This window comes from Photobacterium atrarenae (assembly GCF_024380015.1).
GTDB lineage: Bacteria > Pseudomonadota > Gammaproteobacteria > Enterobacterales > Vibrionaceae > Photobacterium > Photobacterium atrarenae.
This window is the reverse complement of sequence record NZ_CP101509.1, coordinates 939,767-956,085: the sequence shown is the minus strand read 5'-3', so window position 1 is coordinate 956,085 and position 16,319 is coordinate 939,767. Positions and strand designations below refer to the sequence as shown.

Annotated in this window: 12 protein-coding genes; 6 read left to right on the top strand and 6 right to left on the bottom strand. The window is 53.4% G+C overall.

All coding sequences use genetic code 11. The features are described 5' to 3' along the window. Window positions 1-2: 2 nt before the first annotated feature. Window positions 3-2,324, bottom strand: a complete 2,322-nt coding sequence (locus tag NNL38_RS20385) for a PAS domain-containing sensor histidine kinase (protein WP_255390698.1) — start codon at window positions 2,322-2,324, stop codon at window positions 3-5. Window positions 2,325-2,535: 211 nt separating this feature from the next. Here NNL38_RS20385 and NNL38_RS20380 point away from each other — a divergent pair, with 211 nt between their 5' ends. The 3 genes from NNL38_RS20380 to NNL38_RS20370 all read left to right on the top strand — a co-directional run bounded on the left by NNL38_RS20380 (window position 2,536) and on the right by NNL38_RS20370 (window position 6,593). Continuing rightward, window positions 2,536-4,155, top strand: coding sequence for an acyl-CoA synthetase (locus NNL38_RS20380; protein ID WP_255390697.1), 1,620 nt, complete (start codon window positions 2,536-2,538; stop codon window positions 4,153-4,155). 101 nt (window positions 4,156-4,256) lie between these two features. Next, window positions 4,257-5,627 (top strand): solute carrier family 23 protein, encoded by a 1,371-nt coding sequence (locus NNL38_RS20375; protein WP_255390696.1) that lies wholly within the window; start codon window positions 4,257-4,259, stop codon window positions 5,625-5,627. 99 nt (window positions 5,628-5,726) lie between these two features. Then, window positions 5,727-6,593 (top strand): MBL fold metallo-hydrolase, encoded by an 867-nt coding sequence (locus NNL38_RS20370; protein WP_255390695.1) that lies wholly within the window; start codon window positions 5,727-5,729, stop codon window positions 6,591-6,593. Between the two features lie 70 nt (window positions 6,594-6,663). On the opposite strand, the gene NNL38_RS20365 is transcribed toward NNL38_RS20370, so the two are convergent. From NNL38_RS20365 to NNL38_RS20355, 3 genes are read right to left on the bottom strand one after another with little or no spacing between them, the layout of a single operon-like run. Next, window positions 6,664-8,334 (bottom strand): putative bifunctional diguanylate cyclase/phosphodiesterase, encoded by a 1,671-nt coding sequence (locus tag NNL38_RS20365; RefSeq protein ID WP_255390694.1) that lies wholly within the window; start codon window positions 8,332-8,334, stop codon window positions 6,664-6,666. After that, on the bottom strand, window positions 8,327-9,379 hold the full coding sequence (locus tag NNL38_RS20360) for an ATP-binding protein (protein WP_255390693.1): 1,053 nt from the start codon (window positions 9,377-9,379) through the stop codon (window positions 8,327-8,329). Before NNL38_RS20360 ends, NNL38_RS20365 begins: the two co-directional genes overlap by 8 nt. After that, the gene (locus NNL38_RS20355) at window positions 9,364-9,783 is read right to left on the bottom strand and encodes an STAS domain-containing protein (RefSeq protein WP_255390692.1); all 420 of its coding nucleotides are present in this window, start codon (window positions 9,781-9,783) and stop codon (window positions 9,364-9,366) included. Before NNL38_RS20355 ends, NNL38_RS20360 begins: the two co-directional genes overlap by 16 nt. 642 nt (window positions 9,784-10,425) lie before the next feature. Between NNL38_RS20355 and NNL38_RS20350 the strand changes: the two genes are divergently transcribed. Beyond that, window positions 10,426-12,237, top strand: coding sequence for a hypothetical protein (locus NNL38_RS20350; protein ID WP_255390691.1), 1,812 nt, complete (start codon window positions 10,426-10,428; stop codon window positions 12,235-12,237). Window positions 12,238-12,570: 333 nt separating this feature from the next. Here the strand turns inward: NNL38_RS20350 and NNL38_RS20345 are convergent, their stop codons facing one another. Further along, window positions 12,571-13,545: a 3'(2'),5'-bisphosphate nucleotidase CysQ family protein gene (locus NNL38_RS20345; RefSeq protein WP_255390690.1), complete on the bottom strand. Its 975-nt coding sequence runs from the start codon at window positions 13,543-13,545 to the stop codon at window positions 12,571-12,573. A gap of 4 nt (window positions 13,546-13,549) precedes the next feature. Then, window positions 13,550-14,638, bottom strand: a complete 1,089-nt coding sequence (locus NNL38_RS20340) for a phosphotransferase (RefSeq protein ID WP_255390689.1) — start codon at window positions 14,636-14,638, stop codon at window positions 13,550-13,552. A gap of 436 nt (window positions 14,639-15,074) precedes the next feature. Between NNL38_RS20340 and NNL38_RS20335 the strand changes: the two genes are divergently transcribed. Together NNL38_RS20335 and NNL38_RS20330 are read left to right on the top strand one after the other, a co-directional pair. Then, window positions 15,075-15,530 (top strand): tetratricopeptide repeat protein, encoded by a 456-nt coding sequence (locus tag NNL38_RS20335; protein ID WP_255390688.1) that lies wholly within the window; start codon window positions 15,075-15,077, stop codon window positions 15,528-15,530. A 632-nt stretch (window positions 15,531-16,162) separates the two neighbouring features. Then, complete coding sequence (locus tag NNL38_RS20330; RefSeq protein WP_255390687.1) at window positions 16,163-16,306, top strand: hypothetical protein; 144 nt, start codon at window positions 16,163-16,165, stop codon at window positions 16,304-16,306. Window positions 16,307-16,319 lie beyond the last annotated feature (13 nt).

Genomic DNA, 16,319 nt, shown 5'->3' with positions numbered 1-16,319 from the left:
CCCTAACCACGCGACGGCACGTTCTCACCCCTGAGCCGCAACGGGAGCCAACAACAAAAGGTCAATCCTACCCCATCAGACGCATCAACATCGAGACCGCCGCCAAACCCTTCGGCAATGGTCCGACTCATCGACAGTCCCAGCCCCAGGCCATCGGGCTTGCTGGTATAAAACGGGGTAAACAGCTTTTCCCGCGCCTCGTCCGGCAATCCCGGCCCTTGATCGCTCACCCTCAAACAGAGTTTGTCGCCTTCAACAGCCACCCGGATCACCACCCGCGATGCCTGCTGCGGCGCTTGCTCCCAATTGGCCTCAATGGCATTGCGCAGCAAATTGACCAGCACCTGCTCCATCAACACAGCATCACCGTAAACCATCGGGAGCTCCGACTCACATAGCTTCCCTTCCGGCTGCAGGCCTCGCGGTGCTTGATCCGGAACATATTGCAGTGTCACCTGATGACGACTGGCCTCCCAGGCACATAAATCCATCGCCTCACGCACCACAGTATCAATCGCCAGCGGCTGGATGTTACGCGAGCCTTTACGCAAAAACCCCCGCAGCCGGCTGATCACCGCCGCGGCATGGCGGGCCTGATCCGCAATCAACCGCAACCCTTCGGCAACCCGGGCAACATTTTCAGGCCGCTCTTCAAGGGCCTTCAGATAACGCTGACTGGCACTGGCATAATTCATCACCGCCGCCAGCGGCTGGTTAATCTCATGGGCGATACCGGAAGCCAGCTCACCCATGGTGATCAACCGGGCAGTGTGCGCCAGTTCATCCTGATGTCGGCGCTGCTCCGCTTCGCGCAGCTCTCGCTCGGTCATATCCCGGGCCACCAGCGAAAAGTAGTACTGACCACCGGCCCCTTTATGGGCCAGCAACACTAAAGACACCACAAAACCGTTATCCGACCCCAACGGCAACAGCCGGACTTCCGTTGCCCAGGCACCGCGCTGGATTGCGCCGGACCAGCCTTGCTGGCGCAGCCGTTGAAAATCTTCCGGGGTCAGCAAGTCAACCAGCGATGGCAGGTCTTTATCACCCCGGATCCCCAGCGCCCGGCGAGCCGCAGGATTCACCATACTCAGCTGCCATTGCGAGTCGATAAACAACACCAGATCGGTATTGGCCCGGACCACTTCCGCCAGCCGGCGGTTCTCTTCCTCTGCCCGCACCCGGGCTGTAATGTCCCGCGAGATACAAACAATCTCGACCACATCACCGGTATAGGTTTCGCGGATCCCACGACAAGCCGTTTCGAACCATAAATAGTGCCCGTCACAATGGCGGATCCGGTAGGTCAGGGTCAGGTAGCCGTCCCGTGCCAGCGCTTCTGCCGCCTGAAACAGGGAACGCCCCCGATCCCGGGGGTGAAGCAGCGAATGCGCCGGACGTCCCCGCAGCGCTTCCGGCCAGTAACCCAGCAGGATCCAGGAGGCCGGGGAGGCATCAAGAAAGCGGCCATCCGGGGTATGGCGGGAGATCAAGTCAGTCGTATTTTCGGTGATCAACCGGTACAACCGTGAGGCCACCGCCGCTTCACGCTTGCGGCGAATTTCTGCGGTCGCATCACGGCAGCGCACCATCACCGTATCCAGCGAGGGCTCCGGGATAAACTGCCACAGCAAGAATTTTTCGGCCCAGGCGGATTCCACCTCGCCAATCGCCCGCCCCTGCTCAAGACAAGCCGTGATCAGCTGGGCATAGTTGACCGGCAACATCTCAGAGAGTCCGGATTCAGGCTGGTGCGCCAGCAATTGCTGCATCGCCGCGTTCATTGCCAACGGGACACCAAAGTGATTGAACCGAAGACCGGGCAAGGGGTCACGCTGTAACAGCACCACTTCCGGGGCCTGTTTCGGCCGGTTGATAAGTAAAGTTTGCAACAGCGTGGCCATCGCCGGTAATGCATCTGCTTGCTGCTCGGTGGACGTTGCAACCACCAGCACCCCGGGGGTGACCGGGGTCAACGCGATCAGTGTCCCCTGAGCCAGCCCCGCCCGGCGCAACCGGCCGGACAACCACATTTGTTCCTGACGCACTTCGGCAAGCGACAGGCACGTATCCCGGTTGAGTTGTTCAAACAGGGCAGCATCGCTGGCTTTAAGCGGATCGCCCTGGCCCGGCGGCAGTGCCGGTCCGCCGCCGTCATGGGCATAAATCTGCTCTTGGGGCTGCCAACTGAGCCAGTATGCCTGGCTGACCCCGGGCCAGGACTCGGCATAACGACACAAGGCCGCCGCCTGCTCGGCTGCCGCGCCCTGCTGGAGTAACCGCAACCACAAATCGAGATAAAGCCGTCCCTGTTCGCCTGCCATCGTTTGCTATCAATTCCTTGAAAAATATTGCTGGGCCTTAAAAAAACCTACTCAGCCGACACCCGCCACAGCCGTATAGTAAAAATACTATACGACTATAGGCTATTTCCATAATTCGTTCTGGCTTGCTATAAATTACCACATGTTAACAAAACATTAAATTTTCGATAATCCTGATAACGGAATAACAGACAAGAAAGAGGGAAACTGCATGTCTATGTATGAGACGGGTCTGACACCTTGTGACGTCAACCACATCGCACTCACGCCACTGAGCTTTCTTGAGCGCACGGCGGCGGTCTACCCTGACTACCCGGCCGTCATTCACGGCGCAATCCGCCGTAACTGGTCAGAAACCTATCAGCGCTGCCGCCAACTGGCATCTGCGCTGGCCGGGCGCGGGATCGGCAAAGGTGATACCGTGGCCGTGATGCTGCCCAATATCCCGGCCATGTTGGAAGCCCACTTCGGCGTCCCAATGATTGGGGCGGTGCTCAATACCCTGAACGTTCGTCTCGATGCCGAAGCCATCGCCTTTATGCTGGGCCATGGTGAAGCCAAGGTGTTGATCTGCGATCGCGAGTTTCATGACGTGATCCGCGACGCTATCACCATGCTGGACAACCCGCCGCTGGTCATTGACGTCGACGATCCGGAATACGGCGAAGGTGCCGCCACCAGCGAGCTCGACTACGAGGCTTTTCTGGCCGAGGGCGATCCCAACTACGATTGGCAGTGGCCGAGTGATGAATGGCAGGCCATCTCCCTCAACTATACTTCCGGCACCACCGGCAACCCGAAAGGTGTGGTGTACCACCACCGCGGCGCTTACCTCAACTCGCTGGGCAACCAGATGACCTGGTCAATGGGTCAGCATCCGGTCTATCTGTGGACCCTGCCAATGTTCCACTGCAACGGCTGGTGCTATCCGTGGACCGTCACTGCGCTGGCCGGCGTCCATGTATTCCTGCGCCGGGTCGACCCGCAAAAAATCCTGACGCTGATCCGCGAACACCGGGTCAGCCACATGTGCGGTGCACCGATTGTCCTCAACGCCCTGATCAATATGCCGGAAACCGCCAAAGCGGCGATTGATCACCCGGTCGAGGCCATGGTGGCCGGTGCCGCGCCTCCCGCCCAGGTGATTGGTGATATCGAGCAAATGGGGATCAAAGTCACGCACGTCTACGGCCTGACCGAAGTCTACGGCCCGGTGACCGTGTGCGCCTGGCATGAAGAGTGGGACGAACTCAGCCTGGAAGAGCGCGCGACGCTGAAATCCCGCCAGGGGGTACGCTATCCGACTTTGGAAGGAGTGATGGTCGCCGATATCCAGACCCTCAAACCGGTCGCCAAAGACGGCAAAACCATCGGTGAGATTTTCATGCGCGGCAACACAGTGATGAAAGGCTACCTGAAAAACCCGACCGCGACCGCGGAAGCCTTTGAGGGCGGCTGGTTCCATACCGGCGATCTCGGGGTGTGCCACCCCAACGGCTATATCGAAATCAAAGATCGGCTGAAAGATATCATCATCTCCGGCGGCGAGAATATTTCCACCATCGAGCTGGAAGATGTGCTGTATAAACACCCGGCCATCATGGAGGTATCCGTGGTTGCCAAGCCGGACGAGAAATGGGGCGAATCCCCTTGCGCCTTTGTCACCCTCAAGCAGAGCGAATACGCCACCGAAGAGGAAATTATCGATTACTGTCGCCAGCACCTTGCGGGCTTTAAGATTCCGAAGACCATTGTTTTCACCAACCTCCCGAAAACCTCGACCGGTAAAGTGCAGAAATATGTCCTGCGCGACTGGGCGAAGAAAGCCTGAACCCTAGGCAGAGCGGGCTGCCGCCTGCTCTGTCTGAGCAACCGCACCACCCGATTACAACAACAATCCAATCCGTGAACACACAGAACAAGGAAGATCGCATGCAGGTTTATCAACGACAGCAGGGGTCCGAGCAGCCGTACTGGCCACTGGGTCCTTTCAAAGTACGTATCCCCTTTATCCATTACCGCTGGGAGTTCGCGGAGATGCTCCAGGCCCTGATCATGTTTGTGGTCAGCCTGGCCATGATCCCGCTGCTGGAAAAATACCTCGGCCTTCCCTACGACATAGCCTTGGCCTATGTCGTGGTATGCGGCGTCGGCTTTATGCTGCCCGCACTGCTGGGGGTCCCGTTTGTTCCCGGCTGGATCACTCCCGGCATTCCGGTAGTGCTGCTGTTCCTCGGCGATTTTGAACCGGGCCCGGCGGCGATTCAGGCCCTGTTTGCCCTGCAACTGCTGGTGTTTGTCATCTTCCTGATATTAGGCGTTACCCGGCTCGGCTCGACCATGGTCAAGCTGGTGCCGAACTCGCTCAAAGGCGGGATCATCATTGGTGCCGGGATCGCCGCCCTGATGGGGGAGATCTCCAGCGGTGGCCGCCTGGCCGCGACCCCGATCTCGCTGGTGATCGGCAGCCTGATTTGTCTCTACCTGATGTTCTCGGTCTCGTTCAAAGGACTGCTGGAGCGGGTACCGATGGCGAAGAAAATCGTCAACTACGGCATGGTGCCCGGGATGGTCATCGCGATTGGAGTCGGGATCGCCGTAGGGGAGTACCCGATGCCGGATGTCCGCTGGGGCATCACCGCGCCTGATTTTGCCGGAATGTGGCAATACCTGCCGTTCAGTGTTGGCTTTCCGGGATTCGATGTATTCCTGATGGCAATCCCGACAGCGGTGATCGCCTATATTATTGCCTTTGGTGACATCATTGTCGGCCAGTCACTGATGCAGCGCGCCGATGAATTGCGTACCGATGAAGTAATTGAAAACAACATCGACCGGGTACACCTGGTCACGGCCCTACGTAATGCCCTGCATGCGTTCTTTGCGCCATACCCCGGTCTGGCCGGTCCGCTCTGGACCGCCGTTGCCGCCACCATGGCCGAGCGCTACAAGCATGGCCGCGAAGCGATGGACTCAATTTACAGTGGCGCAGGTACCTTCTGGATCACCGGTTTTATCGCCCTGTTTGCGCTACCGCTGGTCAGCTTCTTCCAGCCGGTCTTGCCGATTGCCCTCTCACTGACCCTGCTGTTGACCGGCTATATCTGCCTGATGGTAGGATTGGAGCAACTCAACACCAATACCGAGCGCGGGATCGCCGGGACCATGGGGGTTGTGCTGGCGGTGTATGGCGCCAGCTGGGGACTGGCCACCGGGGTGATTCTCTATATCCTGATTGAGCGCACGCATATTCTGCGCTTTAGGGTCAAAGAGAAAGATGAAGAAGCCCTGAACAACAGCTAACAATCGCCTGAACAGCATCAAGCCGCACCGGGACAGCTCTCCCAGCCCCGGTGCCTTTTTGCGCTGTTCCGACTTATAATGATGATCAAGGAAGACACGATGCGTACCCTAACTACCTTAACCGGCAACAGCCAGAAACTCGATGGCGGCGCAATGTTCGGCAACGCCCCAAAAGCCCTGTGGAGCCGCTGGATGACAGCGGACGAACACAACCGCATCCAGTTAGGCTGCCGCGCCCTGCTGGTTCAAGAGCCTGAGCGAAACATCCTGATTGAAACCGGGATCGGCGCTTTCTTCTCGCCGGAGATGAAAACCCGCTTCGGCGTTCAGGAAGAACACCACGTTCTGCTCGACAGCCTGGCCGAGCACGGCCTGAGCCACAAAGACATCGATTTGGTGATCTTAACGCACCTGCATTTCGACCATGCCGGTGGCCTGCTCTCTGCCTGGCAACCCGACAGTCCACCCGAATTGCTGTTTCCCAACGCGCAATTTATCACCGGCAAGCGCCAATGGGCGCGTGCCATGAACCCGCATTCACGCGATAAAGCCTCGTATCTGGCCGACATCCTCGAACCACTGGCCCTCAGCGGCCGCGTAATTCTGGTCGATGATGACGGCAAGCTGCCACTGCTGGGGCCAGACTGGCGATTCCACTTCAGTGACGGCCACACACCGGGACAAATCCTGCCGGAAATCGCCATGCCAAACGGCCCGGTGGTCTTCACCGGCGATCTGATCCCCGGCGCACCCTGGGTCCACCTGCCGATCACCATGGGCTACGACCGCTTCCCCGAAGGACTCATTGAAGAAAAAGAAGCGCTGCTGAGCGATTTACTGAGCCGTAGCGGACGCGTTGTCCTGACCCACGACCCGGATATCGCCCTGGGGCGGGTCACCAAAGATGCAAAAGGGAAATTTACCCTGAGCGAAACCACGGCGCAGGTGGTTGGGTTACACGAGTAGAGCCTCTCAAACATTGCCCACGGCGCTGATACTCGGAAGCGATAACGGTTTTACATTCTAAGGGACACGATTAATTGACCGCCGCCGCTTTCTCCTGCTTAAGCAAACCCAATTGAGCGAGCGGCTCCGGTTTATGAATATGGTAGCCCTGCGCATATTGCACCCCGATTTTGGCAAGGCAGTCGTAGATGGCTTGGTTTTCCACAAATTCTGCGACTGTCTGTAAGCCCATCACGTGCGCAACATCATGGATGGATTTCACCATTTGGTAAGAAACTTGATCGGTTGCCATCCCTTTCACAAAAAGGCCATCGATTTTCAGCGTATCAATCGGCAACGCTTTTAAATAGCTGAAGGAAGAGAGTCCGGTGCCGAAGTCATCTAGCGAGAACTGAAACCCCTGCTGTTTCAGCAGTGACATCACCTGAAGCGTTTTTTCAAAATCGTTGATGGCTGCCGTTTCCGTAATTTCGAAAACAATACATTTCGGGTCAAAGACATAGGTATTTCGCATTTTCTCGATAAAACGAACCAAGCCGATATCAGAGATGGTTTGTCCGGAAAGGTTCACCGAATAAGTGCATTTTGCGCGGCTGCCCATGGTACGAAACAGGGAAGCCATCACATACCGGTCAATCTCCGGCATCATATGGTACCGCTCTGCAACCGGGATAAATGATTGCGGTCCCACAATTTCATCATCACTTTTTCTCAGCCGGAGCAGGACTTCATAGTATGGCTTGTCCAGGGACGCGCCGATGCCATCAATTCTTTGCCCGTACAGCAACAGCATACCGTTTTCCATAGCTTGGTGAAGCTCATCAAGCCATTTGACGCTTTTGATATAGGTTTCAAACTCACCATGCTCGTCATCGATCACATGAACGCGGTTTCTCCCCTCGTCTTTGGCGATCTTACAAGCAGTATCGGCGACACTGAGCAGCCTGCTGATATCGGGCGCCGCATGGGTCTGAAAAGGTGCGATCCCGGCAGAAAGGGTGATCCGAATCGGGAGCCCCTGGTTTGAGAACACCAGCCTTTCCACCTTTTTCCGGATATCTTCCACAATGGATACGGCATCTCCGGGAGAGCAGTTATCGAGTAAAATCGCAAACTCATCCCCGCCAATCCTGCCAAGTAAATCACCGCTTCTCACCCGGCTTTTTAACAAGGTTGCGATCCGTCGCAATAATTCGTCACCCGTCGCATGCCCAGCGGAATCATTGACGGGCTTAAAATTATCGAGATCCATAAAAACAAGCGCGCCATACCGTTGAGACGACACCGCTTTGCCTAACATATCTTTGACACAGTCTTCAAAGTGCTGCCGGTTTATCAGCTGTGTCAGAGCATCATGCGTCGCCCGGTACAACAAAGCATTGTCTTCTGTGATATCTTCCAGCACGATCAGGACGCCTTTCATCATGGCGCGACACTTAATGTTCAGATTTCTCCCCTGAACGGTTACATTCTTCAAGTCCAGTTCGCGGTACTTGCCATGGAAAAACAGCTTGTCAACCTGATCCAGCAGGTCCGGCGCGTGTTGCAGCACTTCCAGATAATCTTGATCAAGGACTTCCCTGGGTGCCGTATCGCCGAACCCCAGTAATGTCACCGCCTGGGCATTAATGATATTAACTTCCCGCTGATCGGAAAAAGTGAGGATCCCGAATGGCACAGTGCCGATAATCCCGGATAGCAACTGTCTTAAGGTTGCCGTTTGGCTTGATGCATCATTCATGACATCCTCCCCGAACCACAATAATGGTGGCATCAATCGTTGCCTCAGCACAGGCGTCAAACAGAGATTGTACCAGCCCGTATAAATCACGCCGTCTGTTGTCGCCAATGAAGTTGACCGGTTCGCGCCAGACAATACCCGCCGAATGAAGCGCCAGGCAGAACCGACTCGGCCGAGGGACTGTGTACACATCAATGCGCTCAGGCATGAACTTTCCCAGATCGCCAGGCTGAACCGGAAATGGTTCGTCATTGCCATATAGCCAGCGCGCGCAGGGAAGGCCAATACCGACATACTCGATCTCACCTGGCGTCACACGAAGCAGGCAAACCTTCGCTTTGTTCGACCTCGAACTTATGCTGTCCTGCACCAACGCCGCATGACATTGCCTGACCATCTCATCAAGCGGGTACGAAAAACAGGACCGAACCGTCTCGGCAATGAAATTCGCAATGCGGGCAGCCTCTGCCCTGCCACCGCAGTCTCCGGCACCATCGATCAGCGCGATCAGGGTTTTATCGCCTTGGTAGTCCTTCAGCACATACCGGTTGCAGTTATAGATTTCATTCACTGCCGGATGAGAAATCGCCCGGACCGTCACGTCCTCGTCGGAGACGGGAAGGTATTGCCGCAAACCTACCGCGGTGCCGTTTGCATCGGATCGATATACCGTCAGTTCATCCACACAACGGGACGCCGCCCCCAACCCCAATCCGAGGCTCTGCCCGGCGAAAGTCGAATAGCCATCCTGAAAAGCTTGCGACAGGCTGGCTATGCCAGGCCCCTGATCTTCTACGGTGGCGTCCACACCGCGCGGCATCACTTTGACAAGAACGCAGCCGCCGCCGGCGTACCGAACGGTATTCATGGCGATTTCAGAAACGGCCATACCAAACATGCTTGCCCGATATTCTGAAATCCCCAGACCGAGTGCGGCGCTCTTGCAGTGCGCAGCCGCAGCATATACATCAGCTTCACTCTGCACAACGAGGCTCAAACTGACGGCCTCAGGACAGCGCGGTAATTGCCTTACGCAATCGGACATAACTTGTATCCGGATAGCTCTAGACAACGTAACGCCGCTGCTTTTAAGTCTCTGACGATATCATGCCGCCCCAAATCCACGCCTGCAGATACCATCGTGCGGGCCAACAGCCCCCTGATACCGCAAAAAACCGGTTTCACCCCTACCAGCACCATAGTATCTGCGGTACGGACCAGTTGCGATGCAACGGAGGTATCAATGGCATCGACATTGGTCAGATCAATGATCACAAATTGATTGTCGGAAGACTCGATCATTTTCGTTAGTTTGTCCGTGATCGCCTCCATACGGGCAGAGTCAATGGTGCCGAATAAGCCTGTGTAGATACAGGATTCAAACATTTCCGATGCCACAATTGGCGATTCCCCGCCCAGTTGTGTCCGGCTGATGGCTACGTTGTCCATAAGATGTACCCTCTTTGATATCGTCGTTAAATGTTATTGTTCTTTTGTGTGACAATACCCAAACATCAACAGGGAAGCGCGATTGGATAGCAACAAAACGGAGCATTCAATTGGATAAGCCGGTAAGTGATACGGGCAGCACAACGGCATGGTCAATTCAGTTGCCTATGCTTGCGGCTGTCCACTGCAAACATATGCCACAAAATTCACATTAGCAACGATCCCCCCTAAGTCAAGCCTCTCTTGTCAACGTGTGAAGTCCATAGGGTGAATACGATACGCGCATCCAATGCAGCGCATATCGTTATCACCGTGGCGTTCATTTAGGCTTTCCGAAAAACATTTCGTCTTGATTGACCTGGACATTCCAGCCAATCATTTCTGACTTAATTCATCAGTCATATATTCAGAGTTATTTTTAAACCAACCCATCGATAAGCGTTTACTCCTATACAACACCGGATGATGTTACTGACATCGCTCAAAACAACCGAGGGTTCCGGCCGTCAATTTAAAATCATGATTTAATCATATCTTATTGATAGTTAAACAATTTAAATCTATGATACCAAGCGCTTAATAGCACCGTCTCATATAAATCACAGATGGATATATCATTCACAGTAAACATTCAGAGAAATAATGAAAATTAATAAAACACTGATTACCACATCTATCCTCTCCGCGTTAACTTTAACCGCCTGTGGCGGGTCTTCTGACTCAAAAACACAGCCTCAAGAAGAAACGGCACAGAAGAAAACGATCAAAGTCATTGATGGTTACCTGGCAAACGCAGAGATTTGCATTGATAAAAACCAGAATGAAAAGTGCGATGATGATGAAAAAGTTGGCTTTACCAATAGTGAAGGGACTTTCGAATTAAGTGGAGCACAGTCAGGCTACCCTATTATCGCGAATATTATTGCCGGCAAAACGGTAGACAGTGATAACCCAAGCTCACGCCTCCTGCAAAGTTACGCCATGTTAGCAAGCGCCGACAATGATGTCGTGACTCCCTTTACCACACTGGCCTTTCAGAAAAAGATTTCCCTCAGTGAGTTAGCTATTGCTCTGGATCTTGATGAAACCGTCATTTCAGGCGATTACATTGAGCTCAAAGAAACCAATGATGATGCCGTGAAAGCACATTTCATTGCCCGCTCTGTCGCCGGCGTTGAATTGACAAAGGCCGATCAGGTTATCCAAAAAGCACAAGAAACCATTCATGAGCATGCCAATAAAAACACGCTCGATAATTTGAACGACATCGTCCTGAGGCTTGATCCGGAAGGAAACGTGGTTCAGGAAAATATCATCAAAGACCTGCAACAGCATCTGGAAAAGAAAGCCGCGTGGTCTATCGCAAGCTTCAATGAAGCCTATTTCTCGGAAGAGGGTATTGCGAAAGCCACCTTCAAGGATGGCACGATTTCATTTGAAGGCGAAGATGAGAAGACTGACTATTCCATTGAAGGGTCCAGCATTTTCATCAAGGGTGACGGTGATGTCATTGAAGAAGATGAGTTCATTTACTCATCTGAAAATATCTTGCTGACCCTTGCCAATGTGAGACAAGGCATTCATGATTTGCACTTCTGGGTTACAGCTGATGCTTACCAGCGTACCGACATGCAGGCAACATCTTTCGAAGGCCAGACGTGGTATTATCTCAGCGATGATTCTTCAAGCAAAAACCCTAAACCGATGCTTGGTGAGCTGGTGTTTTCTGATGAGAAAGAAGGCACGGTGCAGATCAAAGATTCAGAAGGTGGATTCGAAGCAAACTGGGCCATTGTAGACACCGACGGACATCAAAACCTGGCGATTCAATTCCCGGAAGACGATGAATCCCTGTCGTGGCGTTTAATGTCAAGCAACCGTGATGTCTTACTGGTCGCAGAAGAAAACGGCCATGGTCTGCTCATCAACGATAAAGAGAAAGCGGAAGCATTGTATCAAGCCTGGCAAGCAAAAATAACTGGCCATGAGTCCGGAGCGGAACAAAAATGCCACGCCCCAATAGCATGGGATAAACCGCTCGAAATCACGGTTCGTCTTGATGCCGGCAACAACTCAGTCACACCCATCGATGAAATGAACGGACAAGTTAGCTTTGCGTATCACGTCGACTATGGTGATTTTGAAGGCACCTTCTCAAGCGGTGTCGCGCACCAGTATCAGGGAAGTGACCGATTTTTAAGTTTTGATACCTCGACCGGTATTTCACAAGATGCAGTTCCAGGGACATTTGACACCCATTACGAGGTCAAACTGCCAAACGGTCAAACCTTAACCTGGATCTACGAGAATAATCTCATAGATCGAGGCGGCGACTATTTAGAATTCGAAAAAAAACTCGGATCAGATCCGGACAGCGACACGTATCCAACCCTGTTCATTCAGGAATGTGATACCCCGAATCACTACCAGTTTATCCTAGAGCAAATGCGATAACCGGCAAACTGAAGCCAGAGCATATCGTTCATCGTGACGAGCCAAGCTTCGGCTTCCATGTCTGAAAGAAGCAACCTGAGCCAGAGCCCAGTCTCTGGCTTTTTTCTGTCCGCCAACCTGGATCATTACTGGTTGATACGGACAAGAAAAGGTGCCTTTTGAGGCACCTTCAATACGACATTCGCGAAGGGAAAGAAATTTCCGGCGACAATCAATTCCCCAGTGCCTGCATCGTGATAGTTTGCTGACAAACCTATGACACAAGGAATGAGTTGCGAGTCACATCTAGAATATTTGCTCTACTCGAGCAATAAAAAGAAGCGGCATATGAGATCAAGATGTTAGCGGCGCAAGTCGGTCAATCAGATGCGTCGCAGCAGCCTCCGGATCCGGCATATTGAGATACAACACCCCACGATGGTTCATAAAGTTGGAGTCCGGTCGGTTGAGATCCAGCGGCCGGCCGGCGATATCACTGACCCAAACCGTGCCACAGACCTGAGCAATTGCAGCTGTAGCGCTGAAGTCCCATACGCTTCCACCGCCTTTACTAACTTTGGGTAGTTTAAGATAACACCCAGATGCGTGCGTTATCACCCCCATGGCGTTCATCACGGCGCCGCGGTTATGTACTACCGCCAGTGGCAGACCCGCCTGAGCAGCGATCGATTCCAGGATTTCCAGACAAGCCGGATAGCGCGGATCACGTAGAAAACTGCGATCGACGTAGACCCGGAACGGGCCGCGCGCCTCCGTGACTGCGGGCTGCCAGGGCTGACCATTGCGCAGCACCTGGCACTGGGCGCCATCGTGCGGCGCACTTGGGTTCAGCGCCTGAAAGGTCTCACCGGTTGCCGGATCATGCACCACGCCAAGCCACGGCCACCCGGCTCGATCCACCAGCGCAATCGCGACGGCATAGCCGGACGCCCCTGATGCTGACGGGTTGGGCTCCTCTGGCGCTGCCGCGGCTTCGATAAACGGCAGGGTGCCGTCAAGCGGGTCAATGCACCAGAAGTAAGGCTGATGCAGCCGTGGATGCGCGGCAACATCTAACTCGCTGGCGTTTTCTTCACTCAGCAACGCCAGATCATACTGCGCCAACGTCGGCTCCAGCACCGCGAGGATCCGGGCCTGGCTGTCGAGGTCGACCTGAGTGACCACCTGTGAGCTCAGGCTATCGCCGCCGAATTTATGCCCAACCTGCAACCGGCTGCGATCAAACCCGGCAATACAGGCACCCGCTTGCTCAGCGGCTTCAACCGCCAGAGCCAATAACTGTTGAAGCTGGGATATCGACAAGCGCATGCGATCACTCCTGCATCGGCGGATTGGGGTCAGTGGATGCAGCTGAGTTCGCGCCGGGCTCAATCTCAAAACGATCAAGCTGATTCAAGGCCTGACGCGTCAGTTGCTCTGTATAGGCGTTGATTTTCCAGTGATCCGGACACCAGCCTTTCACAAAACGCTGGAAGTCCGCCCAGGCAATTGCATAGAGCGGCCGCCACGCCTGCTCAACATCGGCGGCCAGCGTCGCCGGGGTCAGCTGCATCCTGGCCGCTAACTTCAGCTCGCCTGTTTCCGACAGCGCAGTAATCGCTTGGCGCAATTCAGCAAAATAGCCATCGAGCAGCGCCGGAACCCGTGCTTCACATTGCTCGAACGGGATACAGCTGCTGAGAAACAGGATCACATCTTTCATCCCGCAACCGCCGCCAACATACTGAAAATCAACCGCCGCAACCTGCGTGCCGTCCGGGGTCAAACAGAAATTGGCCAGCTTGGCATCACCATGCACCAGGGTCTGGTACCGGCACTGAGCAAGCACCTGATCGATACGCTGAGCGGCGGCCTTTAACGCCGGATCTTCCAGCGCGGCCAGCTCATCCGGGCGGGTTGCCAAGTGCCAGTAGGTACCGGTCGGCCACAAGCCAGCGGGCGCCACACCCAGATGCAGGGCATGGAACCAGGCCAGCCAACGCAGACACGCTTGCACTTCGGTCTCGGAGGCAGTTTGACGTACTTCGCTGAAACCCAGGGTCGCCAAATCTTCCAGGATCAACAGAATTTCGCCATCTTCCTCATGAACATACAGGCACTGTGGCACCGGGCACTCTTCAGGACAATGACCGGCAAAGCCCCGGTACCAGTGGGTCTCGACTTGGTAGGAGTGTAACTTCCGCTGATGGGAGCGATCAGTATTCCAGCCGCGGGGGTGATATTTCGGCTGCGGCAGTTTGATGTGTTTAACGATGACCGAAAGATGCTCACTGCCCTGCAGCCAGGCTCGGAACAACTCGCCGTAGCCGCCCCAGAGCGGCTGAATCATTTGGGTTTGGGCGACACACTTGGCGCCTGTCGCCTGAGCGACCTGTTGCAATATCTCCGGGGTGATGGTCATCGTCTCTTCATTAAGTCTGGGTAGTCTCTGTCTCTGAATGGCAAGTGTATCCCAAATTGCCTTGCACGTGTCACTTCCCCGGCTTTTGCCGGAGACATGCCGTGAGGGAACTCACCTGCCGAACGGTGGTCTGAGTGTCAGGCACCTGCCATGGTTCTCATCGGTCAACGCATCTGCCCTGCGCTGTATCGCGGTTCCAAGCCGGATAATCCCCAGCCACTCTTCGTTAAATCGCATAAAAACCAAGCGATCAGGCAATTATTTTGTGAGATCGATCAAATTTCAGGCAGATATTAACTGGCTGAAAAATCAGACAAATTAAACATGCGGAAAACTAGCATATTGATTTTTTATCATTTTTGAGACGCTAGTACTTTTTTATTATCTTTTTTTGTTCTGTTATTTTACCCGCTCACTTTCCTTGGCTGAACGAGTTATGAACAACAACACACCCCAATTATCCATTGAGGAAATTGAGCAGCAATTATCTGCTGGTTCACTTTCTGAACAGCAACAATCCGAACTAAAAAAAGCCGCATCAGAAAATAGTGATATCGCGGAATTCATGTATCAATTTTATCTGAATTCAAAGGATTATCGTAACGCCATCTATTATTTGGAGCTGGCTGATACATTTGGTGACAGCTATGCCCAGCTTTGCCTGGCCTCCCTCTACCAGCAGGGCAAGCACTGCAACCAGGATCTGGTGCGCGCCCAGGGCCTGTTTGAGAAGTCCGCCCAAAATGGTGATGCCGAAGCGCAATTTGAAATCGGTAGCCTGCTGCTATTAAGCGCAAAAAACGAAGATGACATTGAGCAAGGCACCTACTGGTTGAATGAATCTTTCCTGAACGGAAACGATGATTCGAAAATTTTGCTTGAAGCCGTATAATACCAATCGTAGTAAATAACTGGTCATCCTAGCTTGTTAAAATGCTCGATAACTGCGTTAGAATTTTTGATTGTAGAATCACTACTTATCGAAAAATTCGGCCTTGTTCTCAAGCATTTTTCCGACGCTGTTTCTGAACACTTACTTACTGTGATTGGTATAAATTAAAATTTAATTAAAATAATCATTGAGTTAATTTAATAATTAAAACAAAACGCCTGTCACGGCTTGAATATTTACGATACGTTAGCTGGCTCATTCCCGTACGATCATCGTTCAATCATCTGGCGGGAATATTTTATTAATAATCAATAACAACGATTGCTTCACTTCATTCAAGCGGCGTGCTTTACGCCGCTTTTCTTTTTTAAACCCAATCATTTAGCCACACTCCCCGCTTCAGGTTCCAATGCCGTGAAGCTTCGAAGTACGTGCCAAGCCCCCGAGCTCCCGGTTGCCTACACGCGCAATGTTACATTCGGCAACAGAAAAATATGCCACCAAACCAATATGAAACTAGACCAGAACGAATAGATAGGCAATAATGTGGAATTGTTATGCTATAAAAACAATCCATTAACAGCGCAATCCACTACAGATTGCCACAAAGCCAGATCATAAGGAAGATCGACATGCTCCTGAAAGCGCATTTCCCCTCGGGAAGAACCATGACCTACCACCGTAACCTGCCAGCCCTGATGCAATCTTTCGATCAGGCCGGGATCACCTATGAACTGATCACCAATCCTGCAACCCGCCTGCGCTCCAACCGATAAGCGCTTGCTCCCC